The organism is Haloferax sp. DFSO52 (assembly GCF_048158745.1).
In the GTDB taxonomy this organism is placed as follows: Archaea; Halobacteriota; Halobacteria; order Halobacteriales; family Haloferacaceae; genus Haloferax.
The window spans coordinates 418326-442287 of sequence record NZ_JBLOPB010000001.1 but is presented as its reverse complement, the minus strand read 5'-3'; the positions used below and the strand labels follow the sequence as shown (position 1 = coordinate 442287).

The 23962-nt window shown below is 61.6% G+C and carries 21 protein-coding genes and 3 tRNA genes; 4 read left to right on the top strand and 20 right to left on the bottom strand.

Going from position 1 to position 23962, the window contains the following annotated elements; all coding sequences use genetic code 11:
* Positions 1-50: 50 nt before the first annotated feature.
* From ACK3SC_RS02310 to ACK3SC_RS02300, 3 genes are all read right to left on the bottom strand, one after another.
* A complete protein-coding gene (locus ACK3SC_RS02310; protein ID WP_416838507.1) occupies positions 51-263 on the bottom strand; it encodes a hypothetical protein in 213 nt (70 codons plus the stop codon).
* A gap of 56 nt (positions 264-319) precedes the next feature.
* Positions 320-1759, bottom strand: a complete 1440-nt coding sequence (locus ACK3SC_RS02305) for a C69 family dipeptidase (protein WP_416838506.1) — start codon at positions 1757-1759, stop codon at positions 320-322.
* A gap of 81 nt (positions 1760-1840) precedes the next feature.
* Positions 1841-3442: a PAS domain-containing protein gene (locus ACK3SC_RS02300; RefSeq protein WP_416838505.1), complete on the bottom strand. Its 1602-nt coding sequence runs from the start codon at positions 3440-3442 to the stop codon at positions 1841-1843.
* Positions 3443-3643: 201 nt separating this feature from the next.
* Here ACK3SC_RS02300 and ACK3SC_RS02295 point away from each other — a divergent pair, with 201 nt between their 5' ends.
* Complete coding sequence (locus tag ACK3SC_RS02295; RefSeq protein WP_416838504.1) at positions 3644-4159, top strand: hypothetical protein; 516 nt, start codon at positions 3644-3646, stop codon at positions 4157-4159.
* A gap of 704 nt (positions 4160-4863) precedes the next feature.
* Here the strand turns inward: ACK3SC_RS02295 and ACK3SC_RS02290 are convergent.
* The 6 genes from ACK3SC_RS02290 to ACK3SC_RS02265 form a co-directional block, all read right to left on the bottom strand.
* Positions 4864-4935 (bottom strand) — tRNA-Ala (locus ACK3SC_RS02290).
* A gap of 293 nt (positions 4936-5228) precedes the next feature.
* Positions 5229-5537 carry a 30S ribosomal protein S10 gene (rpsJ, locus tag ACK3SC_RS02285; RefSeq protein WP_151161668.1) on the bottom strand — a complete coding sequence of 103 codons (309 nt, stop codon included), beginning with the start codon at positions 5535-5537 and terminating at the stop codon, positions 5229-5231.
* A gap of 2 nt (positions 5538-5539) precedes the next feature.
* Complete coding sequence (gene tuf / locus ACK3SC_RS02280; RefSeq protein WP_416838503.1) at positions 5540-6805, bottom strand: translation elongation factor EF-1 subunit alpha; 1266 nt, start codon at positions 6803-6805, stop codon at positions 5540-5542.
* Positions 6806-6994: 189 nt separating this feature from the next.
* Complete coding sequence (locus tag ACK3SC_RS02275; RefSeq protein WP_416838502.1) at positions 6995-7948, bottom strand: homoserine dehydrogenase; 954 nt, start codon at positions 7946-7948, stop codon at positions 6995-6997.
* Complete coding sequence (locus ACK3SC_RS02270; protein WP_416838501.1) at positions 7945-8526, bottom strand: amino acid-binding protein; 582 nt, start codon at positions 8524-8526, stop codon at positions 7945-7947. The genes ACK3SC_RS02275 and ACK3SC_RS02270 overlap by 4 nt, the downstream gene beginning before the upstream one ends.
* 313 nt (positions 8527-8839) lie before the next feature.
* A complete protein-coding gene (locus ACK3SC_RS02265) occupies positions 8840-11023 on the bottom strand; it encodes an elongation factor EF-2 (protein WP_416838500.1) in 2184 nt (727 codons plus the stop codon).
* A 189-nt stretch (positions 11024-11212) separates the two neighbouring features.
* Between ACK3SC_RS02265 and ACK3SC_RS02260 the strand changes: the two genes are divergently transcribed.
* Positions 11213-11968, top strand: coding sequence for a DUF5781 family protein (locus tag ACK3SC_RS02260; RefSeq protein ID WP_416838499.1), 756 nt, complete (start codon positions 11213-11215; stop codon positions 11966-11968).
* An 88-nt stretch (positions 11969-12056) separates the two neighbouring features.
* Here the strand turns inward: ACK3SC_RS02260 and ACK3SC_RS02255 are convergent, their stop codons facing one another.
* The 9 genes from ACK3SC_RS02255 to ACK3SC_RS02215 form a co-directional block, all read right to left on the bottom strand.
* Entirely contained in the window at positions 12057-12671 is a 615-nt protein-coding gene (locus ACK3SC_RS02255) for a 30S ribosomal protein S7 (protein WP_416838498.1), read from the bottom strand.
* A gap of 2 nt (positions 12672-12673) precedes the next feature.
* Positions 12674-13102, bottom strand: a complete 429-nt coding sequence (locus ACK3SC_RS02250) for a 30S ribosomal protein S12 (protein ID WP_004058161.1) — start codon at positions 13100-13102, stop codon at positions 12674-12676.
* A gap of 185 nt (positions 13103-13287) precedes the next feature.
* The gene (locus tag ACK3SC_RS02245; RefSeq protein ID WP_416838497.1) at positions 13288-14169 is read right to left on the bottom strand and encodes a mechanosensitive ion channel family protein; all 882 of its coding nucleotides are present in this window, start codon (positions 14167-14169) and stop codon (positions 13288-13290) included.
* 69 nt (positions 14170-14238) lie between these two features.
* Positions 14239-14658, bottom strand: a complete 420-nt coding sequence (locus ACK3SC_RS02240; protein WP_416838496.1) for a NusA-like transcription termination signal-binding factor — start codon at positions 14656-14658, stop codon at positions 14239-14241.
* A 2-nt stretch (positions 14659-14660) separates the two neighbouring features.
* Complete coding sequence (rpoA2, locus tag ACK3SC_RS02235) at positions 14661-15920, bottom strand: DNA-directed RNA polymerase subunit A'' (RefSeq protein WP_416838495.1); 1260 nt, start codon at positions 15918-15920, stop codon at positions 14661-14663.
* Positions 15913-18837 (bottom strand): DNA-directed RNA polymerase subunit A', encoded by a 2925-nt coding sequence (locus ACK3SC_RS02230; RefSeq protein WP_416839926.1) that lies wholly within the window; start codon positions 18835-18837, stop codon positions 15913-15915. Before ACK3SC_RS02230 ends, rpoA2 begins: the two co-directional genes overlap by 8 nt.
* Positions 18838-18849: 12 nt before the next feature.
* On the bottom strand, positions 18850-20679 hold the full coding sequence (gene rpoB / locus ACK3SC_RS02225; protein WP_416838494.1) for a DNA-directed RNA polymerase subunit B: 1830 nt from the start codon (positions 20677-20679) through the stop codon (positions 18850-18852).
* Between the two features lies 1 nt (position 20680).
* A complete protein-coding gene (locus tag ACK3SC_RS02220) occupies positions 20681-22246 on the bottom strand; it encodes a DNA-directed RNA polymerase subunit B'' (protein WP_416838493.1) in 1566 nt (521 codons plus the stop codon).
* On the bottom strand, positions 22243-22470 hold the full coding sequence (locus ACK3SC_RS02215; RefSeq protein WP_416838492.1) for a DNA-directed RNA polymerase subunit H: 228 nt from the start codon (positions 22468-22470) through the stop codon (positions 22243-22245). The genes ACK3SC_RS02220 and ACK3SC_RS02215 overlap by 4 nt, the downstream gene beginning before the upstream one ends.
* A 267-nt stretch (positions 22471-22737) precedes the next feature.
* Here ACK3SC_RS02215 and ACK3SC_RS02210 point away from each other — a divergent pair.
* Both ACK3SC_RS02210 and ACK3SC_RS02205 read left to right on the top strand, forming a co-directional pair.
* Positions 22738-22810, top strand: a tRNA-Asp gene (locus ACK3SC_RS02210).
* Between the two features lie 30 nt (positions 22811-22840).
* Positions 22841-22913: transfer RNA gene (locus ACK3SC_RS02205), tRNA-Asp, on the top strand.
* 357 nt (positions 22914-23270) lie between these two features.
* On the opposite strand, the gene ACK3SC_RS02200 is transcribed toward ACK3SC_RS02205, so the two are convergent.
* Together ACK3SC_RS02200 and ACK3SC_RS02195 are read right to left on the bottom strand one after the other, a co-directional pair.
* Positions 23271-23627 (bottom strand): fluoride efflux transporter FluC, encoded by a 357-nt coding sequence (locus ACK3SC_RS02200; RefSeq protein ID WP_416838491.1) that lies wholly within the window; start codon positions 23625-23627, stop codon positions 23271-23273.
* On the bottom strand, positions 23624-23959 hold the full coding sequence (locus ACK3SC_RS02195) for a CrcB family protein (RefSeq protein WP_416838490.1): 336 nt from the start codon (positions 23957-23959) through the stop codon (positions 23624-23626). The genes ACK3SC_RS02200 and ACK3SC_RS02195 overlap by 4 nt, the downstream gene beginning before the upstream one ends.
* Between the last annotated feature and the right edge of the window lie 3 nt (positions 23960-23962).

The following is a 23962-nucleotide window of genomic DNA, read 5'->3' as shown; positions in this document are numbered from 1 at the left end:
TCCGCCAAGGGCGGAGTGAAAGTGAAGGATTCGGTGGAAGTAGAGCGAGGTTAGGTGGGCGTCGTCGGCAGATATCGTCTGAACAGCGGGACGAATGGCTTCACGAGGGCGACGGCGACGGCGAGGAAGGCGTACACCGTCCACTCGCTGGGCATCCCGACTGCGCGGAGGGCGAACGTGATGCCGAGCGCGACGAGGACGTACACCCAGAAGACGGCGACAACTGGGAGGTAGCCGTGGGTTGCGGAGGGCGTTTCGAACACGGGTCGAGGTTCACACCGAGGGAGTATCCCTGTTGTGGGCGTCGCTGTCGGCGTCCTCACTCGGCCTCGTGGATGGTCTCGACGAGGTCGTCGACCGTCTCGAGGACTGCCTCGACGCACTCGGCGGTGAACGACGCGAGGAGCCGACTGGCTTCGTCCTGGTTCCCCGCTCGAACGAGCGTCCGCGCCTCGGCCTCGTTCCGTTCGGCTTCCTCACGGAACTGTGATTCGAGTCGGTCGAATCGCTTTCGGACGAGGCGGCGATTCTGTTCGAACTGGCTTCCGTGGTCGTCGCCTTTCGCCGCGTCGAGGAGTCGCTTGAACTGCCACCAGTACGAGTCCGCTGCGAACTCGTCCGCCGCCACAGTCGCCGGTTGGGCGAGCGTGCGCCCGACGGTCCCGCCGTGGGAGACGACGTCCGGCACGCCCCCGCTCAGGATGTAGACTGGCACGTACGCACCAATACAGGGCGGCCCCGGCGTCCACCACATCGTCGTGAATCCGTCGTCGTCCGCAGGGAGTTCGAAGACGGCAGAACTGACGGTGTCGCCCCACGTGAACTCCGCCGGTGAGTCGTGCATACAGATGGTGAGGAAGTCGGGGAGCGCCGCGTTGAACTTTGGCCCGTCTAAGAAGGTGCCCTCGTAGTGGTCCCGAAGGATGCGCCGCATGTCGGTGTCGTCGAACGTGCCTGATTCCGCGTACCGGGCGAGGAGTTGCTGAGAGCGTTGATATCTGATGTGCGACACCTGCAGCGGCGTCTCGTGGTCGGTGTACGCCTCGGCGAAGTCGAACGGTTCGCGACCCCCCGGCCACCATCCCGCCTCGACTGCGCTCGCTCGTATCTCGCCGGAGTCGCGGTCCCACTGTTCACGAATCGTCAGTTCGTTCGAGATGGACGCCGTCCCCGAGTTCACCCGCGTGGCCGTCCACGACGACCCGGCGGTTTCGAGAATCCACGCCTCCCCCGGGTCGGCGACGAGATAGGAGTTGTCGTACGCGCCATCAGCGTCGGTTTTCCCCGCGACGGCCGACCCGAACTGGCCGTAGCGTTCGAGGAGTTCCGCGACGACTTCGACGGCAGCCTCGGCAGTCGTCGCTCGTTCGAGTCCGAGGCGAAGCAACTCCATTCCGAGAAGGCCACGTTCGGGAGTGTCGCCCGCGTCGTGTGCGTCGAGCGCGTCTTTCAGTGGTTCGGTGAACACCGCCTCGTTGCCGGCGACCACGTCGTGTTCGTTGACGCCGAGTTCGTACCCCCAACACCAGTACGGGGCCGTGCCGAGCGTCGCGTACGTCTCTTCAACCTGTGGAATTTCGCGGTACGCGAGTTCGAGCGTGTCGCCGTCGTCGTGGGTCTCGCGCGGATTGAACACCAGCGGTTGTGTCTCCCGTACCGGTCGGTCACTGTTCTTTCCGAAGACGACGTGCCCCGCAGCCGTGACGTCGCCCAACGCGACGGCGTTGTCACAACTGTACGGAATCGTTCTGTGTGACATTTGTTGGCAAGGGCTTGTCGTGGGGGCGGAAAATTCTTTGCGTGGGTTCGACCTGGCGACGAAGAAACGGTTTTGGGGGCGCTATCGGCGACCGCTGTCGGTGTCGAGTTGCTCTAATTTCACCCTGGCGTGGTCGACGAGGAGTTCGGCGAACTCCTGGTCGTACTCGTCGAACGCGGCGACTTCGCTGAACACCGCCTGAAACGTCCCGAATCGCCCGATTGGGACGGTCAAGGCCGACCGGTAGTCGATATCCGCCGGTGTGATGTCGGACTCGCGGAGGTCGTCGACGATAATCGTCTCCTGGCGCTTGTACGCTCGCACCGCGAACGTGTCGTTCGAGTCCAGCGAGGTTCGCTCGTAGTAGCCGCTCTCGTCGCCTGTGAGCTCCCACGCTTCCTGCACGAGGTAGCCGTCGCGTTCGATGTCGACCGCGACGAGGTCGAAGTTCAGCACGTTCTCAGCCGTCTCGACGAGCGTCTCGTAGACCGTCTGTTCGTCGGTCGATTGCTCGATCGTTTGGGCTGCGGTGTGGAGCGCCGTCAAGGTCTGTTCCCGCTCTTTCCGCCGCGTGATATCGACGGCCGCTCCTGCCGTGGCAAACGGCTGGTCATCGTCGTCGAACAACGGCGTGATTCTCGCGAGATAGACGCGCGTCCCGAACGCAGTCTCCAGTTCTTCTTCGACCTCGACTGGTTCACCGGCCGACAGGGCACGCTGGTCGTGCGCTTTGAACCTCGCGGCGAGATTCGCGTCGAGGAGGCTGTCTAGCGGTTCGCCGGTAACGTCGAGGTCCCTGTCGATCCCAAACAATCCCCTGTAGTTGGTATTCATCAGCATGAACTGATGCTCGGTATCGCGCATCCAGAGGGCTGCCTGCACGCTATCGAGGATTCCCTGGAGCTGTCTGGTTCGAGTCTGGAGTTGCCGTTCGCGCTCCTTTCGCTCTGTGACGTCGGTGAAGTAGACGTAGATACTCTCGTCGGTCTCCGACGGGAAGATTCGTTCTTCGAGCCACCGCTTCGGGTTGATGTCTGACCGGGCTTCTATCGTGTGCGGGTCACCTGTCTCGAGGACGTCGTTGTACCCCTCGACCGACGCGTTCGAGTCACCCACGGTCATGAGTCGCCGGTAGTTCATCCCGATGAGTTGCTCGCGTGCGAGCCCCGACAGTTCGACCGTCTGCTCGTTGACATCGGTAATCGTGAGGTCGGCGTCCATCTCGACGTAGCCGTCGGTGATTCGCGTGAGAGTCTGTCGACGCCGGTGGTTGGCACGTTCCGAGTGACGGCGAGCACGGTACTGTGCGACGGTGTTCGTGATGCGGTTCGCGAGAACCGTGTACTGGCTGGTGCCAGTCTCTTTTTGGATGTAGTCGGTCGCGCCGGCCGAAATCGCATCGGCCGCGACCTCCTCTGAGCCCTTGCCTGTAAAGAGGATAAACGGGAGTTCGGGGTGTGTCTCGCGGACCGTCTCCAAAAAGTCGATTCCAGACTGGCCGGGCATGTCGTAGTCGCTGACGATGCAGTCGATGTCGTTCTCGTCGAGTCGAGCCGCGCCGTCTTCAGCACGCGTGGCCGACACGACGCTGAGTCGCTCGTTTTCGCGTTCGAGATATGTTGCCGTCAGTTCCCCGAAATACGGGTCGTCGTCGACGTGCAACACACGAATCGTGCCAGCCATCTACCCGATGTTCAGAGGAGGTAATTATAATCATTCTGCTCTTCCTGTCCGGTCATTGGAGAATTCTCGAAGGCGTTGTGGGTCGTTTTGACGTTGCCTGGGTATCATCGAGTGTTCTCGGTAGTACGCAATACAAAGAAAAACTCGCATTGAATAGTCTGGGAAAAAGTATTATCATTGAACAATTTATTGTTATTTGATATGCTGGGTGGAGGAAATCTTGGTAGAAACGTATTGAACCTCGTTGAACAATGGGTTCCGTCGCAAGTACACGACCACGAGAACAAGTATCAGTCTGAGCTGAAGGCTTACCTTGACGATGCTCTAAATGAGCAGGCAGGTGGAATGGGCTTTGATATCGGAATGAGCGGTGGTGGTGGTCATGTTGTCAGTACTGAACATGGAACTTCGTACGGCGACGTGGTTGTCGACGGCACTGTCGGAATTGAACTGAAACGGAATTTCAGTAACTCTCAAAAAAAGAAACTTCGAGGTCAGTTGGAAGACTATGCCGACAACTATGAGTTCGTAATTGCCTGCGCGTGCGGCATTGAGGACATGGATGGCTGGCGGGAGCTTGAGAACAAGTTCAGAAATAGACAACAAGATTTCATGAACCCAACTCAATTTGCTTTCGTAATTAAACACAACGAGGGAATGGGGTCAGAAAACACGTCTCGAGATGATGGCGGTCTATTCGGTGGGGGGCTCTTTTGAGTATGTCCGGTTCAAACGGAATTGGGCCATTCGGACCTCTCCTAGTTGCAGCCTTGGTTATCGTATTTCTCGTTGTTCAGCAACCATTGAGTTCGACATTGTATGGAGTTTCGATGAATTGGGTAGGTGTCCTTGTCGTAGCCATTGGCGGGATCTCCGGGTTCCTCCAATAGATAACGTCTGAGCCCAGTTTCCACGGTTAGAAAGAAATATTGAATTGGTGGTGGACGGTCGAGGGCGTGTTTCATCGGCTATCGGCCCCCGGCACTCGTGGAATCACCAACAAGTCGCTTGGCGAGGTCACTCCGAACCGTTAGCCACGAGGGATTTGAACTCACTCGCAACCCTTCGGGTTGCTCGCTGCTCAAATCCCCGCTCAGACAGGCACTACATCACGCGACGCAGGAGGTACTCGCCGGACTCCTGACGGAGTCACGACTCGGTGTGTTGCGTCGCGAAAATGATAGTGGACTCGCGGGGTCCCCACGAGCGAAGCGAGTGGGGGCAAGCGAGTCCATTGACTGGAGTGAACGTAGTGAACGGAAGGAAATGGACTCGCGGGGATGTTGAACCACGGTCGCTCCCGTTCGCTCGCGCTGCTCGCTCACCTCTCGCTCCCTGATTCAAATCCCCGCTCAGACAGGCATCAATACAGTCGATACACGCGGTTCGCTCCGCTCACCGGTGGTATCGACAGAAGTTGATGGACTCGCGGGGATTTGAACCCCGGGCCTCTTCCTTGCGAAGGAAGCGATCTGCCACTGATCTACGAGCCCTCATTCCCACGGAGTCGTGGGATACACTTATACTCTATGTTTCTGCATCAGCCAGACAGACAGTAGCATCTCGCTGTCGGGCGATTTTGTCGGTGCTCGCTGGCGAGTCGTCGTCACCCACTCCACGAAAGCGACACGTCGGAAACGACCGACGTCTCGAATCGAAGTGAGATGACACGCGCCTTAGCGCTGAACCCAGCTCGTGGGCAGAGCTTCCGGACGCGCGCCTCGACAGCCGCGAGTGTGACGCAAAGCGTCACGAAACGGTGTGTCCGTCCGTGGACAGACCGTGATTAGTCTTCGAGGACGATCTCGATGCTGACGTCGTTAGGGACCTGAACGCGCATCAGCTGGCGCAGAGCGCGCTCGTCAGCGTCGAGGTCGATCAGACGCTTGTGGACGCGCATCTCCCAGTGTTCCCACGTCGCCGTCCCTTCGCCATCAGGCGATTTGCGGGAAGGGACTTCGAGCGTTTTCGTGGGCAGCGGGATCGGCCCGCTGAGGTTGACGCCCGTCTTGTTCGCAATCTCGCGGACGTCGTCGCAGATCTCGTCGAGGTCTTCCGGACTCGTGCCGGCGAGCCGAACGCGTGCCTGTTGCATTGTTATCGCTCGTTGACTTCGAGCACTTTGCCGGCCGCGATGGTCTGACCCATGTCACGGACAGCGAAGCTGCCGAGTTCCGGAATCTCGGAGGACGGCTCGATGCTGAGCGGTTTCTGCGGACGGACAGTCACGATAGCAGCGTCGCCGGACTTGATGAAGTCCGGGTTCTCCTCAGCAACCTCACCCGACGCGGGGTCGAGCTTCTGGTTGATTTCGGTGATGGTACACGCGACCTGCGCCGTGTGGGCGTGGAAGACCGGCGTGTAGCCAGCGGTGATGACCGAGGGGTGCTGCATGACGACGACCTGTGCCTTGAACGTCTCGGCGACCTTCGGCGGGTCGTCAGCCGGGCCACAGACGTCGCCACGGCGGATGTCGTCCTTGCCAACGCCACGAACGTTGAACCCGACGTTGTCACCGGGGCCAGCACTGTCGACTTCTTCGTGGTGCATCTCGACGGTCTTGACTTCGCCGCCAACGTCAGACGGCTGGAAGCTCACGTTGTCGCCGGGGTTGAGGGTACCCGTCTCGATACGTCCGACAGGGACGGTACCGATGCCGGAGATGGTGTAGACGTCCTGGATGGGCAGACGCAGCGGTGCGTCCGTCGGTGGGGACGGTGCCGGCAGGTTGTTGAGTGCTTCGAGGAGGATGTCGCCATCGTACCACGACGTGTTGTCGGAGCGCTCGGCGATGTTGTCGCCCTCGAAGGCGGAGATCGGCACGTAGGTCGCGTCGTCGGAGTTGAAGCGGACCTGCTTGAGGAGCTTGCCGACCTGCTCTTTGACTTCCTTGTACGTGTCTTCGCTGTAGTCGACGACGTCCATCTTGTTGACCGCGATGATGAGTTCGCCGATACCGAGCGTCCGTGCGAGGAAGACGTGCTCGCGGGTCTGGGGTGCGACACCGTCATCAGCTGCGACGACGAGAACCGCGTTGTCAGCCTGCGAAGCACCGGTGATCATGTTCTTAACGAAGTCGCGGTGACCGGGACAGTCGACAATGGTGAAGTAGAACTCATCAGTGTCGAATTCCTGGTGTGCGATGTCGATCGTTACACCGCGCTCGCGCTCTTCTGCGAGGTTGTCCATGACGTAGGCGAATTCGAATCCGCCTTTGCCTTTCTCCTCGGCCTCTTCTCGGTGCTGCTCGATGACGTGTTCCGGGACGGAACCGGTCTCGAACAGGAGTCGGCCGACGAGCGTACTCTTACCGTGGTCGACGTGGCCGATGATGGCCAGATTCTGGTGGGGTTTGTCGCTCATTGGTGTATTCACGCGCTAAGGCGCTCTGTGGGGAGTGTTTTTGTTGAAACCCCTAAAACGATTTCGATACGGTCTACGGGGCGTCTAAGCGCCGTACTGCGATTTGCGGAAGCATACCACAGTGGTTCACGCCACGAATCCGTAATCGGCCAACTGGAAGAAGACGGCCCCTACGGGCCAGAAAGTGGATTATTCGAGTCGGGAAACGTCGGACAGCACGGCCGTCGCAGTCTCCGGACCACCCGCACCGCGGCCGCTTACGTTCAGCTGACCAGCATGTGTCGTCTCCAGTTGAACGATGTTTTGCGTGCCCGTGACGGCGAGCGCGGCCCCCTGTGGGACCAGGCGCGGTGCCACGCGCACCCCATCCGGGGTCGCTTCACCGATGAGTCGAACCGTGCGCCCGTCTTCCGCGGCGAGGTCCAGCGCCGTCCCGGGGACGTTCCGAATCCCGTCGACGTCCGCGTCGTCGAGGGTGTATTCGGTTTCCCCGTCTGAGAGGACGTTCGCGAGGATGACGAACTTGAGTGCGGCGTCGATGCCGTCGACGTCGAACGACGGGTCCGCTTCGGCCACGCCGAGGTCCTGTGCCTCCGCGAGGACGTGTTCGTAATCGAGTCCTTCCGCGGCCATCCGCGAGAGGATGAAGTTAGCAGTCCCGTTGAGGACGCCGCGCGCGGCGCTCACGTGGTTCGCCCCGAGGTCCGAAATCGTCGAGAGGACGGGAATCGCGCCGCCGACAGTCGCTTCGAACTGCACGCGACCCGCACTCTCCGCTTCGAGGGCGCGCAGGTCGGCGTAGCGCTCGGCCACGGGACCTTTGTTCGCCAGGACGACGTGGCGGTCGTCTGCAAGCGCGCGCTCGACGTGTGAGAAGCCCGGTTCGGCGTCACCGAGGGTCGTCGGCGTCGCCTCTACGAGCACGTCGTAATCGGCGTCGAACAGCGCGTTGGGGTTGTCGTCGCCGACGACACCCTCACGTTCTTTCCGGTCGTGGACAGCCTCCGGGTCGAGCCCAGTGGGGTCGGAGACGGACGACGACGAGTCGGCGAACGCGACGACTTCGTGGCCGTACTCACTGGCGAGGTCGAGTACCGACCCACCGACCGCACCAGCACCGAGGACAGCGAGTCGGAGCGTCATGCTGACTCCTCCGTGAGTGGTTCGATGACGTGCAACTCTTTCTCCGCCGCAATCTCGCGGACGACAGCGAGCGCATCTTCGGTCTTTCCGGACCGCGCAGCGAGCCTCAGTCGCGCGCTCGATGGTTCTTGCGTGCCGTCCGGCGCAGACAGCGAGAGGTCCTTGACCGTCGCGTCTGCGGACGCCTCCACGCGATGGAGCGTGTCCGAGAGGTCGGAGTCGACGAGGTCACCGACGAGGATGAGCGTCACCTCTTCGCCGAAGTGTTCTGCACCCGCGCGGATGACGTTGACACCGGCGTCGCGGAGCGCATCGACGATGCCTTCGAAGCGGTCCGGTGGGCATTCGAGGTCGACTTCCACGGGGATGTGGCCGCGCGGCGTTAGGTTGCCGCGTTCGTGGAATATCGAAAGCAGGTTGCCACCGTTATCTGCGATGGGTTGGAGCGCAGCGAGGAGCTGGCCGGGTTCGTCGACGAGTTCGAGTCGAACCGTGTGTGGTTTCGGCATCTCGCCACCACCGTCGGTTTCGGCGTCGGCTTCCGCGTCGCTCTGGTGGTCTCCGTCTTGTGCGCTCATCGTCCCACCTCCGTGGGCCGTCCCGACGATGTTGTCGGTGACGCGTGGCTCGGCTGTGGTTCCGCGTCGACGCGACAGGAGTCGGGAGACGTGCCCCTACGCATATGTGTTCGTGATTCGGCCACGACGTATAAGCCTTCGCAGGTGACACAGCTTGCCGATATCGGCCGCGTGATGGCATGTGACACGGCAAACGGGCACAGCCAGAACGCGTCGACGCGGCGGTCCAGACGACGAGGAACCGAACTGGTCACACTGTGAAAAGGAGGCGGTCGCTGGTGGGCCGAGAACCGAAAGAAAGCAGAGAGAGCGCTTAGATGTAGTCGATGGCCTGCGAGAGCTCGAGCTTCATGCCCTTGCGCTCGCGAATCTCCATAATCTTCTCGCGCTGGAGGTTGTCCGAGAGCACGCGGAAGCCAGCGTTCTCCGTGTTCCAGGAGGCGCGGCCTTCGGTCGCCGAACGGATGTCGGAGGAGAATCCGATCATCTCTTCGACGGGTGCGATACCCTCGATGACCATGAGGTCACCCTCCTGGTACATGTCGTCGACGCGGCCACGGCGACCCTGAATCTCGCCGGAGGCCGAGCCCATGTACTCGGAGGCAACGTCGATGCGGACGTTCTGGATGGGTTCGAGGAGCTTCACCTGACCCGCGATGAGCGAGCGGTGGACCGCGTCACGCGTCGCAGGGATGACCTGTGCGGGACCGCGGTGGATAGTGTCCTCGTGGAGCTTCGCGTCGTGGAGTCGGAGGAGCGTCCCCTGAACGGGTTCCGCAGCGAGCGGACCGTCGTCGAGTGCCTCTTCGAGACCCTCGATGACGAGTTCCATCGTCTCGTTGAGGTGCTGGATACCCTTCGTGTCGTCGATGAGGATGTTCGTCCCGTGGATGTGTTCGACGTTCTGGGACGTGTCCTTGTCCATGCCGGCTTCCTGCAGTGCCTCACGGCGCTCCAGTTCGGGCATGTCCATCGAGATGTTGCCCAGCTTGATGTCGTCGACGATGTCCTGCGAGAGGGGTTCCGCCGTGATGTAGAACTTGTTGTGGCGGTTCGGGGAGACACCCTCGACCTCGTGGGACTTGCCCTGGACCTGCTCGCGGTAGACGACGATCGGCTCACCGGTGCGGACCGGGATGCCCTGATTGTCGCGGATGCGCTGCGTGATGACTTCGAGGTGGAGCTCACCCTGACCGGAGATGAGGTGCTCGCCCGTGTCCTCGTTAATCTCGACGCGGATGGTCGGGTCTTCCTTTGCGACCTGCTGGAGCGTCTGGATGAGCTTCGGCAGGTCGTCCATGCGCTCTGCCTCGACGGACTTCGTGATGACAGGCTCGGAGATGTGCTCGATGGACTCGAACGGCGTCATCTCGACCGAGGAGACGGTGGAACCGGCGATAGCGTCACGGAGACCCGTGACTGCTGCGATGTTCCCTGCGGGGACACCACGGTCGAGTTCCTCGCGCTCGCCACCCATGAAGACACCGACGGACTGGACGCGGTTCTTGCCTGCGGTACCGGAGACGTAGAGCTCCTGACCCTTGCGGATGGTACCGGAGAACAGGCGACCCGTCGCGATTTCACCCGCGTGGGGGTCCATCGAGATGTCGGTCGCCATGAAGACGACTTCGCCGTCGTCGTCGACTTCGCGCATCTGGCGCGCGATTTCGGACTCGGAGTCACCACGCCAGACCGTCGGGATACGACGGGGCTGGGCTTCGAGCGGGTTGGGGAAGTGCTCTGCAACCATGTCGAGAACGACGTCCGAAAGCGGCGTGCGCTCGTGGAGTTCCTGACGGTCGCCAGCACGTTCGAGTTCCATGATGTCGCCGAAGGAGATACCGGTCTCTTCCATCGACGGCATGGAGACACCCCACTTGTAGAGCGCGGACCCGAATGCGACGGTCCCCTCTTCGACGGAGACGGTCCAGTCGTAGTCCTTCTCTTCGGTCATCCCACGGATGAGTTCGTTGACGTCGGAGATGACGTCGACGAGACGTTGCTGCATCTCCTGGGGACCTTCCTGCAGTTCGTTGATGAGGCGGTCGACCTTGTTGATGAACAGGGCCGGCTTGACGCCCTCGCGGAGTGCCTGACGCAGAACCGTCTCGGTCTGCGGCATGGCGCCCTCGACGGCGTCGACGACGACGAGTGCACCGTCGACAGCACGCATCGCACGCGTCACGTCGCCACCGAAGTCGACGTGGCCCGGCGTGTCGATGAGGTTGATGAGGTGGTTCCGGTCGTTCCACTCGTGGGTCATCGAAACGTTTGCTGCGTCGATGGTGATTCCGCGTTCCTGTTCGTCTTCTTTCGTGTCCATCGCGAGCTGCTGACCGGCAGTCTCGTCAGAGATCATACCGGCACCCGCAAGGAGATTGTCCGAAAGTGTCGTCTTCCCGTGGTCGACGTGAGCTGCGATGGCAATGTTCCGGATCTGCTCCGGCTTGTCCATCAGTTTCTCACATTCCTGGACGATTTTCTTTCGTCGGCCCATTATACAGCCTTGTACCGGCAGGAGGGTCAAAAGAGTAGTGTTTTCACCCAGCGGATTTGCCCTTTTCAGCGCCCCTAGCGCCGGGGTATGAGCAGTTCTGTCACGATAGCCAGACACTCTCTCACACGGTCTGGTTTCGAATCACTCGGCGGAAGAGTCATGCTGGTTGATAACATTACACACGTACGAATGGACCTCCGTGTGCTCGGAGGCGCCCCTGCAGACCCGTTCTTGAGCGCCGCCGACCTGTTCGAAACCGAGTTCGACCTCGACTATCCAGTCGTCGTGCACGTGCGCGACGAGCCAGACGTCCGTACCTGGGCCGCCCACTATCAGGACCGCCACGTCCTCAACATCTCGCGGCAGATGGCGACGAGTGCGATGGCTCGGGAGCTCGCACTCCACGAACTCTCACACATGGCTCGCAACGAGGAAGGCCACGCCTCACACTACCAGTCGACAGAGGAAGCCGTCTTTCTGGCACTCACCGGGCGGACAATCGAGCGCCGGAAACTCGCCCACTGCTATCAGATTGCGAATCACTGCAAGGACATCTACGCCGACGACCTGACGCTCGCTGTCGCGCCCGCGGACAAACTCGTTCAGTTCCTCGAATCGGAACTTGCGTCCGCGCTCGCGAGTCGTCGACGACCATCCGGTCGGCCGGGGTCACAACTGGTCACCGTCGGGTCTGACCCGGAGATTACGGCGGTGAACGCAGGGTTCGCACTCGCACTCGCCGAGCGTCACGACCTCATCGACGCCGACCATCGGCTATACGACCTCGCACACGCCGCCGCCGACGACGCCCCATCAGTCTCGTTAGACACGTTCAAAGAACACTTCCGGACGCTCGCGGCCGACCCCTCGAAAAGCGAGTATCGCCGCGCACTCGTGGACGTGGTGAAAAACTACGTCGTCGGGTCGAACGTCGCGGCCGACTGAGACGGTCACGAGTCGGAGTCAAGTGCCAACAAGACGACCAGACAGCACTGCCGCTCTGTGGGGGTGAAAAACGAAGAGAGAAGGGAGATTATCGGGCCGCTTCTGCGACGCGCTCTTTCTCTTCTTTCTGCGAGATAGCGTACGCCTGAACGTCGTAGGCTGCTGCGCCGGTAATCTGCTGTGCGAGTGATTCGGCGGCAGAGGTCTTCGACTTGTACGAGCCCTTGAGGGTGCCCTGTGCGATGAACTTCAGCGCTTCGTCGACACGGCGCTGGGGTGCAACGTCGACAGCCTGCGGGACCGAGATACCACCGTACTTGAGGCGGACGGTCTCTTCGCGCGGACCGGCGTTCTCGACTGCACGGATGAGGACCTGAACCGGGTTCTCCTCGGTCTGCTCGTGGACGATTTCGAACGCTTCCTTGACGATCTTGCTCGTCTTCTGCTTGTGGCCCGTGTTATCTTCCGTCTGCATCAGACGGTTGATGAGGCGCTCGACGATGCTGATTTCGCTCTTCTGGAACTGCTTCGAGGCGTGACGGCCCATCGTGTGGGCAATCGGCGTCGCCTTGATGTAGCGGCTCATGCTGGGGTCGGTGAACTCCATCTCGGAGCAGTCCCAGACACCGAACAGAAGCGCGTTCTGGTTTGCTTCCTCGCTGCTTGCGGGGGAGTCGGGTTCGGGGGCGTCGCTTTCCGACATGGTTAGCGCACCGGCTTCTCAGCGTTTCCACGGACGAGTTCGATCATCGAGACACCGTTGACCTTCTCGACCTTGTAGTTGACACCCGAAAGGTCACCCATCGCGCGACCCTTCGCGCCACCGATACCGGCGATGGTCACTTCGTCGTGCTCGTCGATGAACGAGATTGCACCGTCACCGGGACAGAATGCGGTGACCTGCTTTCCGTTCTTGATGAGCTGAACACGGACACATTTCCGGATTGCCGAGTTCGGCTGCTTTGCTTCGATACCAACCTTCTCGAGGACGATGCCACGACCCTGTGGGGCACCCTCGAGCGGGTCGGACTTCTTCCCGAGACCGCGCTCACGGCGCGCGTACTCAGAGTCGGACCAGCGTCGCTTCTGCCGGTCTTTTTTGAGCTTGCGCGCGGCGTATTTGCCGTTCGCCATAGTGAACATGAGTTCCAGATGGAGCTACTTAAGCCTCCCTTTTCGAATCCGGCGAGACGGCCTCAGATTCGTCCTTAGGGGTCGCTAATCGAAGCTGAATCCGTTTCACGGATTCCAAACGACGGCCGCTCGTCTGCGAAGAGGGACTAAACTGCCCGGAGAAGTGGTCGTTTCGCTCTCGTGTGTCAATTACCCACGAGGTCCACGTCGAGACGGCCGCTCACTTCTCTGCCGGACGGTGGGCCGAGCGTCAGTCCGACCTCGTCGAACCGGCCTTTCACCCGCCGTCTGAACTGCGAGCGCACTTCGACGAGGTCGACGTCCATCGGCGAGGCGACCCAGAACTCCGCTTTGAGGCCGATAGAACTCCCGCCGAACTCTTCGATTCGTGACCGTGGTGGTGGGTCTTCCAGCACCCGGTCGTCCTGTCTGGCTACTTCGGCGAGTTCGAGGAGTGCGAGTTCCGTGTCGTCGCCGTACGCGACGTCCACGCGCTCGGTGATTCGGTATCGTTCTCGTCCGTACGGGCGTACCAGCGCGTTCGTCGTGAGTTCCGTGTTCGGCACGGTAATCGTCTCGTTGTTGAGTGTGCGGACGCGCGTGACACGGAAGTCGACGGCCTCGACGACGCCTTCGCCGTTGGGCCACGAAATCCAGTCACCGACGTTGAAATCCGGGTCGGCAACGAGGAAGAGCCCGCTGATGAGCGCGCCGATGACCTCCTGGCCGGCGACGCCGAAGACGATGGTCAGTGCCGCGATGATGAGCGCGCTGTTCGTCAGCACCGCCCCGTACCCCGCGCCGATGACACCAGCGAGTGCCGAGAGGACGACGACGAACGCGTGCGTATACGTTCGCGTCGCCGTCTCCAGTGTCGGATTGTTCACGTTGCGGGCGCTGACGACGCGGGTGACCGTCGGGACCACCAGGAGTCGGCCGACGAGGTAGACGACGACCGCTCCGACGGTGAATCCCGCGAGCGCACTCGCGATGTCTTCGTACGCCGTGAGTCCCCCGACGTCGATTTGTCCGACGACGGTGTCGGCTAGCGGTCGAAGCTGCAACATAAATAGCTCGCCGCGCGCGGCGGACAAAAACGTGTGCCCGTCTCCCGGGCGACGGTAGACGCGAGTGGCCTACGTCAACTGGATGTCGTCGATGTCGTAGTGACGACGGGCCAGTTCACGCGCGGTGTCGATGGTCTTCCCGCCAGCACCGATGGCGACGCCACGGTCTTCGTCCGCGACTTCGACGTAGGCGACGGTGTCGTTCTGGCGTGAAATCGTCACGTGTCGGACGGCGGCCGGGGCGAGTGTGCTCGCGACGAACGCCTCCGGTGTGTCGGCGTCTTCGACGAGTTCGACCGACCGACCGATTCGCTGTTCGACCGACTGAACCGTCCGTCCGCCCGGGCCGATCGCCGTCGCCATCTCCCCTGCAGAGACGAGGAAGACGACCCGGTCGTCGAAGACGAGACAGTCGTGTGCCGTCGCGTCGGTCTCGTCCTCGAAGAGGGCGATGTACCGACGTGCCGTATCCGACAGCGTGACTTTCATCGTCAGTCGTCGGACGGTTCAGGCGCGGCGTTGGCTTCGGTGTCTTTGGCGGTGAGCGAGCCCATCCGCAGGTCGACGTCACCGGTGCCGATTGCAATCGGCTTGCCGACGATGACGTTCTCGATGACGCCGTCTAGGTCGTCTTCTTCGCCGTGGATTGCGGCGTCGAGCAGGTGGTTGACCGTCACCTCGAATGCTGCACGAGCGAGGACGGAGTCCTTCGACCCGGAGATACCGTGGCGACCGATGGACTCGATGGTGCCGTCGTTCGTCATGATGTCCGCGACGAGCATCAGGTGGCGAATGTTCACGTCGTCGAGACCCTGCTCTTTGAGCGTGTTCATCGTCTCGTTGATGATCGCTTCGCGAGCGGCCTCGATACCGAGTTGCTTGTGCACCTCGTGGATGTTGTTCGAGGTGGTCCGCGAGGCGTCGACGCCCTCGATAGAGAGCACGTCGCCGAAGGCCGACCCTTCGGTGTAGAGGACGAACTCCTCGTCGCCAGTCTCGTCGTTCTGCTCTTTGCGGATGACGACGCGCGAGACTTCCTCGATACCCTTGAACACGATGTCGCGCAGTTCCTCGACCAGTTGGAGGAGGCGTCGGTAACTCGGGCTCTCGGGGCCGAACTCGATGAGCGTCCCCTGTCGCCGCGTCGTGATACCGAGGGCGTCCTCGATGGTGTCGGCAATCTCGCTGGCGACGACGCCTTCGTCGTCGTAGGTCGGCCAGCGTTCGAGGAGCGTCTCGTCGTTGAGGTTCACCTGCACGACCATGTCGGCGACGTTGGTCGAGATGTCACCCAGTGCGAGAACCTTCGTGGACTCGATGTCCCAGACGACCTGGTGGGCGAGGTCACGGTTCTCTGCGTACTCGTCTTCGAGGTAGACCGTCATCATCGGCGTGTCCGGCGTCTTCCGCGCGTCCACGAGTTCGATGAGACGGGGGAGCCCCTGCGTCACGTCGATTTCGGCGACACCCGCGTAGTGGAACGTGTTCATCGTCATCTGCGTTCCGGGTTCACCGATAGACTGCGCCGAGACGGTCCCGACGGGGTCCAGCGGGTCGACGCGCGTCTCGATGTAGCGGTTCTCGACGGCTTGTGCGATTTCGGTGGCCTGCTGGGGCGAGACGCCCTCACGCTCTTCGATGGTCTGGTAGATGCGGTCCTTCAGGCGTCGAGACAGTTCCTTCGACTCGACGACGTCGACGACGTTCTGGTCGACGTATTCGTACTGGGAGAGGTCTACGTTCTTAGTCATCTGATTCTACCTCCGCACCGGCGCTGACGCGCGGTTCTGCGTGTTCGGAGAGGTTGGTCGGCGGTGCACTCTCGCCGAGGAAGCGTTCTTTCTCGGCGTCCGAGGAGAACTCCGCGTCGACGACGCGGTCCGCGATGGCGTCCACGTCGATGGGCGTGTCTTCGCTCGACGAGACCTTGACGGGACTCGTGCCGTCTTCACCGAACTCGAACTGGACGATGGTGCCCGACGTGTCGCGGACAGAGCCGTCGTACTGCGCTTCGAGTTCGGAGAGTGCGTTGATGAGACGACGCTGCAGGTATCCGGACTTCGAGGTACGGACTGCAGTGTCGACCAGGCCCTCACGGCCACCCATCGCGTGGAAGAAGAACTCACGCGGGGTGAGGCCAGCACGGTACGAATTCTCGACGAATCCGTGTGCGTCGGCCGAGAGGTCACCTTTCTGGTAGTGGCTCAGGGTACGACCCTCGTAGCCACGGTTGATGCGCTCGCCCCGAACTGCCTGCTGGCCGACACAACCGGCCATCTGGGTCAGGTTGAGCATGGATGCACGCGCACCGGACTTCGACATCACGACCGCCGGGTTGTCCTCTTCGAAGTGGTCTTCTGCGATTTCACCAGCAGAGTCACGTGCCTTGCCGAGACGCTGCATAATCTTCATCTCCAGCGTCTCGTCGACGGAACGGCCGGGCAGCGACTCGAGTTCGCCGTTCTCGTAGATTTCGATGAGTTCCTGAATCTTGTCGTAGGCGGCGTCGATGGCCTCGTCGACCTGTGCGGTCGCCTCGTCCGGGATGGACTCGTCGTCGATACCGATGGAGAGACCGAAGTGCATGATGGCGCGCATCGCCAGCGACGCAATCTCGTTGATGAAGATGCGCGAGCGCGTCTTCGAGTAGTCCTTCGCGAGGACGTCGACAATCTCGCCACCGAAGGCACCGACTGCGTCCTCGTCGATGGTTCCTTCGACGAGTTGGCCGTCGACGATACGGACCGTGTCGCCTACCTTCGAGGTGAACTCCATGTCCAGGTCGTCGGGCAGGAGTTCGGAGAAGATTTGCTGGCCGGTCCAGTACGGCGTGCCGTCTTCGTCTTCGCCTGCGGGTTTCGGGAGCGTGTCCACGCGCGTCGCACGAAGCAGGTCGAGCGCTTGCGTCTCGACGAACCGTGGGTTGTCGTGCGTGAGGAGATAGGTTCCCGAGATGTGATCCTGAATGGCGCCGATGATGTTCTCACCGAAGCGCGGCGAGAGAATCTGCTCTTGGACACGCATGAGGACGCGTGCCTCGGCACGGGCCTCCTCGTTCTGGAGGGCGTGCATGTTCATCTCGTCGCCGTCGAAGTCTGCGTTGTACGGCGGGCAGACGACGGTGTTCAGGCGGAACGTCTTGTACGGCATCACGACGACTTCGTGCGCCATGATGGACATCCGGTGCAGCGATGGCTGCCGGTTGAAGATGACGATGTCGCCATCGACGAGATGTCGGTTGACTTCCCAGCCGAGTTCGACCTTCTCTGCGAGTTCTTCGCAGTTCTTCTCGGTCACCTTGAGGCGACGGCCGTCTGGACGACGGACGTAGTTCGCACCGGGGTGTTTCTCGGGGCCGTTGCGGACGTACTGCTGGGCCTCCTCGATGTTCCGCTCGGTGACGTTCATCGTCTGGGTCATCTCGGACGCGACGCGGTCCGGGACACCGACTTCGTTGAGCGAGAGCGTCGGGTCCGGCGAGATGACGGTACGCGCGGAGAAGTTGACACGCTTCCCGGACAGCGAGCCACGGAAGCGACCTTCCTTCCCCTTGAGACGCTGACTGAGCGTCTTGAGCGGGCGGCCAGACCGGTGACGTGCCGGCGGCGTGCCCGAAATCTCGTTGTCGATGAACGTGGTGACGTGGTACTGAAGCAGTTCCCACAGGTCCTCGATAATCAGTTGCGGCGCACCGGCCTCACGGTTCTCCATGAACCGCTGGTTGATGCGGATGATGTCGACGAGTTTGTGTGTCAGGTCGTCCTCGGAGCGCTGACCGTTGTCGAGCGTAATCGACGGACGGGCAGTCACCGGCGGGACCGGAAGCACAGTGAGAATCATCCACTCGGGACGCGACCGGTCGGGGTCGATGCCGAGCGTGATGAGGTCTTCGTTCGGGATGTCCTCGAACCAGTCGCGGATGTCCGAGGGCATCAGTTTGTTCATGTCCTCTTCGGTCAGGTCGATGCCGAGTGCCTTCTCAAGCGCCTTCCGGTCGTCGCCGACGGGGCGGAACTCACCAGCGAGCACCTCGTTGATTCGGTCGGCCGGGAGGCCGGACTTGTCTGCGAGTTCGACCGGCGAGATGCCTTCGTCGTCCTCGTCGTCGGGGTCCGGTTGCATCGCAGAGGCGATGCGCTCGGAGAAGTCGCCGGCGAGCACGTTCTGGACCTCGTAGTAGGTCGTTGGCTTCTCGTGTTTGATGTCGTGCTGGGGCGAACTGCAGTGCGGACAGCGGTGGGCCTTGCGAGCCTGCCGGACTGCCGCTTTCATCACGTCGCTCCAGTCGTCGCCGAGTTCCTTCGTCCGCTTGAGGTTCTCGCGATACTCGTCTGCTTCTTCCTGCGTGAGCGAGAGGCGGCCACACTCACGGCAGGTCGAACGGAGCAGCCGACGGATGAGTTTCGTGAAGCCGACGTGGATGACGGGCGCGGCCAGTTCGATGTGGCCGAAGTGCCCGTTACACGACCCGGAGTGCTGGCCGCAGGTGCGGCACTGCAGCCCGGGGTCGATGACGCCCAGACGCGGGTCCATGAGACCCATGTCGATTGGGTAGCCGTCGTCGTCGTAGGTGTCCGCGGTGATGACCTTCGTCGCGGACATGTCTCGGTACGTCTCCGGGTCCATCAACCCGAACTGAATGCTGCCGATTTCTTTGGGTGTCTGCATTGACATGTGTGATTAGACCGCGTCCTTGAGCTCGATTCGCGGGCGAACGCCGAGTGCGACCATCTCGTCTAAGAGCAGCTTGAACGCGTAGCTGATGTCGATTTCGTGGATGTTGTCCTCGTCACCGGTGACGGGGTCGTAGATACGGCGCTGGTCACGGTCTTCGACGGCGACCATGCCAGTGTCCGCAGAGATGTAGACACTCTCCTTGTCGGAGGAGTCGAGCAGGCGTTCCTGCAGCACCATCGCGGCCCCGTGGCCGATGACGGTGTCACGCTCCATCTCCCCGAGACGAAGGCCACCCTCGCGGGCACGACCCTCGGTCGGTTGCCGGGTGAGCACCTGCACCGGCCCGCGCGAACGGGCGTGCAGCTTGTTGCTCACCATGTGGTACAGTTTGTGGTAGAAGATGATGCCGACGAAGATTTCGGCCTCGATCTTCTCGCCGGTCACGCCGGAGTACATGACCTCCTTGCCGGAGGACATGAAGCCGCGTTCTTCCAGTGCAGAGCGGAGTTCGTGTTCGTTTTCGCCCTGGAAGGCAGTGCCGTCGACGCGGCGGCCTTCGAGTGCGCCGACTTTGCCGCCCAGCATCTCCAGCACGTGACCGACCGTCATGCGCGACGGCAGTGCGTGCGGGTTGAGGACGAGGTCAGGAACGACGCCGTCTGCGGTAAAGGGCATGTCTTCCTGTGGTGCCAAGTGGCCCACGACACCCTTCTGTCCGTGCCGGGATGCGAACTTGTCACCGAGTTCCGGAACGCGCTGGTCGCGAACGGAGACCTTGGCGAGTTTCGACCCGTCTTCTCCTTCCATCAGGGTAACGGTGTCCACGACACCGGACTCACCGGAGCGCATGGTGACAGAGGTTTCGCGGCGCTTCTGCGGCGAGAGACCCGCCATGTCGTCCGGTTCTTCGAGGAACCGCGGCGGCGACGTCTTGCCGAGGAGGACGGAGTTCTCGTCGACGACCGTTTCGGGGTTGACGAGGCCGTCTTCGTCGAGGTGTGAGTAGGCGTCTTCACCGCGTGCGCCACGCACGTCCTGCGACGGAATCTCGAAGCGGTCTTCCTGACCGCCGGGGTAGCGACGTTCTTCGCCCTCGTAGGTCCGGAAGAAGTGCGAACGGGCGAGTGCGCGCTCGACAGACCCCTTGTTCATGACGAGTGCGTCCTCGATGTTGAAGCCCTCGTAGGACATGACGGCCACCACGAAGTTCTGGGCGGCCGGTCGCTCGTCGAACCCAATCTGCTCTGTGGTCTGGGTCTTGACCATCGAGAGCTGTGGGTAGTGCATGAGGTGCTGGCGGGTGTCCGGGCGAATTCGGTAGTTCGCGGCCGGAATCCCCAGCGACTGCTTCATCATCCCTGCACCCATCGTAATACGCGGCGACGCGTTGTGTTCCGGGTACGGAATCATCCCGGCACCGATACCGAAGATGAGCTGTGGGTCGATTTCGAGGTGCGTGTGGTCCTCGTTGAGTTCGTCTTCGTCGACGGCGACGTAGATGTCCTCTTCTTCCTCGGCGTCGATGAACTCGACGAGTCCGCGCTCGACGAGGTCCTCGAAATCGAGTTCGTCGTTTTCGAGGGCTTCGACGTGTTCGTCCGTGAGCAGCTGTTCGCCGTCTTCGACGACGATGAGGGGACGACGGGCACGCCCGGCGTCCGCGTTGATGATAACTTCGCGGGTGCGCTCCTTGACGGAGACGTTCACCATCTGGCTGACGTCGCCGCGGCGACGTGCCTCGCGAATCTGCGCTGCGAGTTGGTTGGGGTCGGGGTGCGTCCCGACGAGACTACCGTTGACGTATACTTTCGCTTCTCGCTGTGCCTGAGCCATGTTAGTCGTCTGCGGGTGTGGCGTCGATGCTGTCGATGCCGGGGATTCCCTCGACACCCATCGACGCAAGTTCTCGTTTCAGTGCCTGTTCGTCTTCGACGTTCTGAGAGAGCTCCATCGCCTGCGCGAAGTTCTTCACCAGACCACAGTTCGGCCCTTCTGGCGTTTCAGACGGGCAGATGCGACCCCACTGGGTCGCGTGCAGGTCGCGTGCCTCGAAGTGAGGCTGCGAGCGCGACAGCGGACTGCGGAGACGGCGGAGGTGAGAGAGCACACCCATGTAGTCGGTGCGGTCGACGAGCTGGGAGACGCCGGAGCGGCCACCCACCCAGTTCCCCGTCGCAATCGGGTGTTCGAGACGCTCCGTGAGCACGTCGGACCGGACCACGGTGTTGACCGTGAGGTTCCGGTTACGCATGTTCGCACGTTCGAGCTGGTACTTCACGTCGCGTGCCAGCTTGTTGAGCGCCGTCCGGAAGAGGTCCTTCATCAGGTCGCCGGACACCTTGAGGCGCTTGTTGGCGTAGTGGTCTTTGTCGTCGGACTCGCGACGCTGGAGTGCGAGTTCGAAACACGCCTCGGCCATGCGGCAGAGGTAGTACGACTTGTTCATGCGCACTTCCTCTTCTTCGGCACCCTCTTCGTGGAGGTGCGGAAGGAGGTAGCGGTCGATGACGTAGTTGGCGCGCTTGAGCTGGTAGTTCTTGCCCTGTCCGCCAGCGACGCGCTTGCCGAGTGCCTCGATGGCCTGTTCCTGGGTCTGAACGTCGGCCTCTTCGAGGTTTTCGAGCATGAACTTCACAATCTCCGGGTCGTCGGAGACGCGGTGGACGATCTCCTCGTCGGATTCGAGGCCGAGTGCACGCACGAGCGTGACGAAGTTGACGCTGCCCGAAACCGAGGGGAACGACACTTCGAGGAGTCCTTCGCGGTTACGCTCACAGAGAACGAGTGCGCGGTAGCCACGGCGTTGACTGAACGTCTTGGCGACCTGAATCTCGTCGCCGTACTTCGTGTCGTACTCAGCGAGAATCTTGTTCGGTGCCAGGTCCTCGGAGGTCATGAGCACGCGCTCGGAACCGTTGACGATGAAGTAGCCACCGGGGTCGACGGGGTCTTCACCGATTTCGACGAGGTCCTCGTCGGAGAGTTCCGCGATGTTACACTTCGAGGAGCCCACCATGATGGGCATCCGGCCGACCTTCGTCTCGGCGGTGTCGACGACGACTTCCTCTTCTTCTTCGCCGCCGCGGACGATGGACATCTCCATGAACACGGGGGCGGAGTAGGTGATGTTGCGCAGGCGCGCTTCCTGCGGGAAGAGCAGTTCCTCAGAACCGTCTGCCTCGCGGACACGGGGCGTCTCGACGCGGACGCCACCGAGTTCGACGTAGACGGGTTCTTCGCCCTCTTTGTCACCGATGTCGGTCTCGATGGTCGCCTTCTCTTCGACGACCTCGGACATGCCGCGTTCTAAGAACGCGTTAAACGAGCGGAAGTGATGTTCTGCGAGCCGTTCTTCAGAGAAGTACTTGCGAGAGACCTCGCGTCGAGCTTGACGATTCATTCGATCACCAGTCGATATACGACTGCTTTGTCGGTCGTTCGCGAATTCCGGACAATCTTGATGACGTCACCGGGCTCTGCGTCGTCCGGGAGCGCCGGGTCTTTCCTCTTGATTTTCGGGAGATTCGTCTTCTTGACGTTGTACTCCTGTAACACATTCTCGACTTCCTCGTCGTCGAGAACGGTGTGTTCTGGAACCAGTGTGTGTTGGCTTACGTCTACCATGTATGGTGCTGCTGGGTGCTGGAAGAAGCTGTCACGGGATACTACGGCAGATTTTGGGAGCCAGCCATTTAACACTTGTTAACTGCGTCGAAGAAAGGCAGGGCTATCGGAGGTCACGCACCGGAGATGCGCGAATCGTCACATGTTGTCATGCGGTATCGCGATATAAATGTCTTCGGGGCAGGAATCGCGGTACCGCAGGCCAAGGGCAGACCAGATGGTAAGTCTTATCTATAAACCTCGGCTACGGATGATTGCAGACGGAGGGCCCGGGTGGTGTAGTGGCCCATCATACGACCCTGTCACGGTCGTGACGCGGGTTCAAATCCCGCCTCGGGCGCTCTCCGTATCCGACAACTCACTTCAGTAAGCCCGGGTGGTGTAGTGGCCCATCATACGACCCTGTCACGGTCGTGACGCGGGTTCAAATCCCGCCTCGGGCGTACTTTTCGATGAATTACTCGACGAGCGCCGAGTCTCGTCTCGGCGCGAGCGTAATTCTCGTAAATACCCCACAGAGGGTTTGAACCCGACGACAAGCGAGTGCCAACGAGCGATGTCGGCACGGTTCAAATCCCGCCTCGGGCGCTTCTCTGATTTCAACTCCTCCAGCGAGGCGTCTCGTCGCCGAGCGACAGCGAGTGAAATCTGTAAGCGGTGGCAGGCGGGAGTCTCGTGAGCGACGCGAACGAGACTCGGTGAGACGGAGTCTCACCAGATTTGAGCCAAGGAGCGAAGCGAGCGTCAGCGAGTGGAGCGACTGAGGTTCAAATCCCGTTGGGTCCGTTCACTTCGCTCAATCACCCAACAATCCCGCCCATCGCGCCGCCAATCGCCACCCCGAGCAACGCCGCCAGCAACGTGCCGAAGGCGTATCGTGCCGCAGTTCGGTAGTCACCCACGTCGAGGAGTTCGACCACACCCACCGCAAACGACGAGAACGTCGTAAACGCACCGCAGAATCCAGTCCCGGCGAGCGTCGCCGCCACGTCGCCAGTGGGTGCGGTGACGATGAATCCCAACGCGATGCTCCCGAGGACGTTGACAGTGAAGGTGCTCCACGTGCCGACGATTCGCTGGTCGACGACGTGCCGGGAGACTGCGCCCAGCATGCCGCCGAGACCGACGAGAACGACCGATGTGAACGAGAGACTCATCGTTTTCCTCCGACTGCGAGTCCCAGCGCTGCGGCGGCGAAGCCGAGGACGTAGTTCGCACCGACGTTGACGAGTCCGCCAGCCATCGTGAGTTCGGCAGTCTGAACGGCGAACGTACTGTAGGTCGTAAACGACGAGAGCAGGCCCGTTCCGAAGAGCAACTGGACCCGGCGCGAGGAGACGGTGGTGACGAACGTCCCGAGGGCGAAACTCCCGAGGACGTTCACGACGAGCGTCCCGCCCGTCCCCGGAACGGCGACGGCGACGAGGTAGCGGAGTGTCGCCCCGAGCAACCCACCGAAGGCGACCAGCGCCAGTTCCGAACGGTCCATACC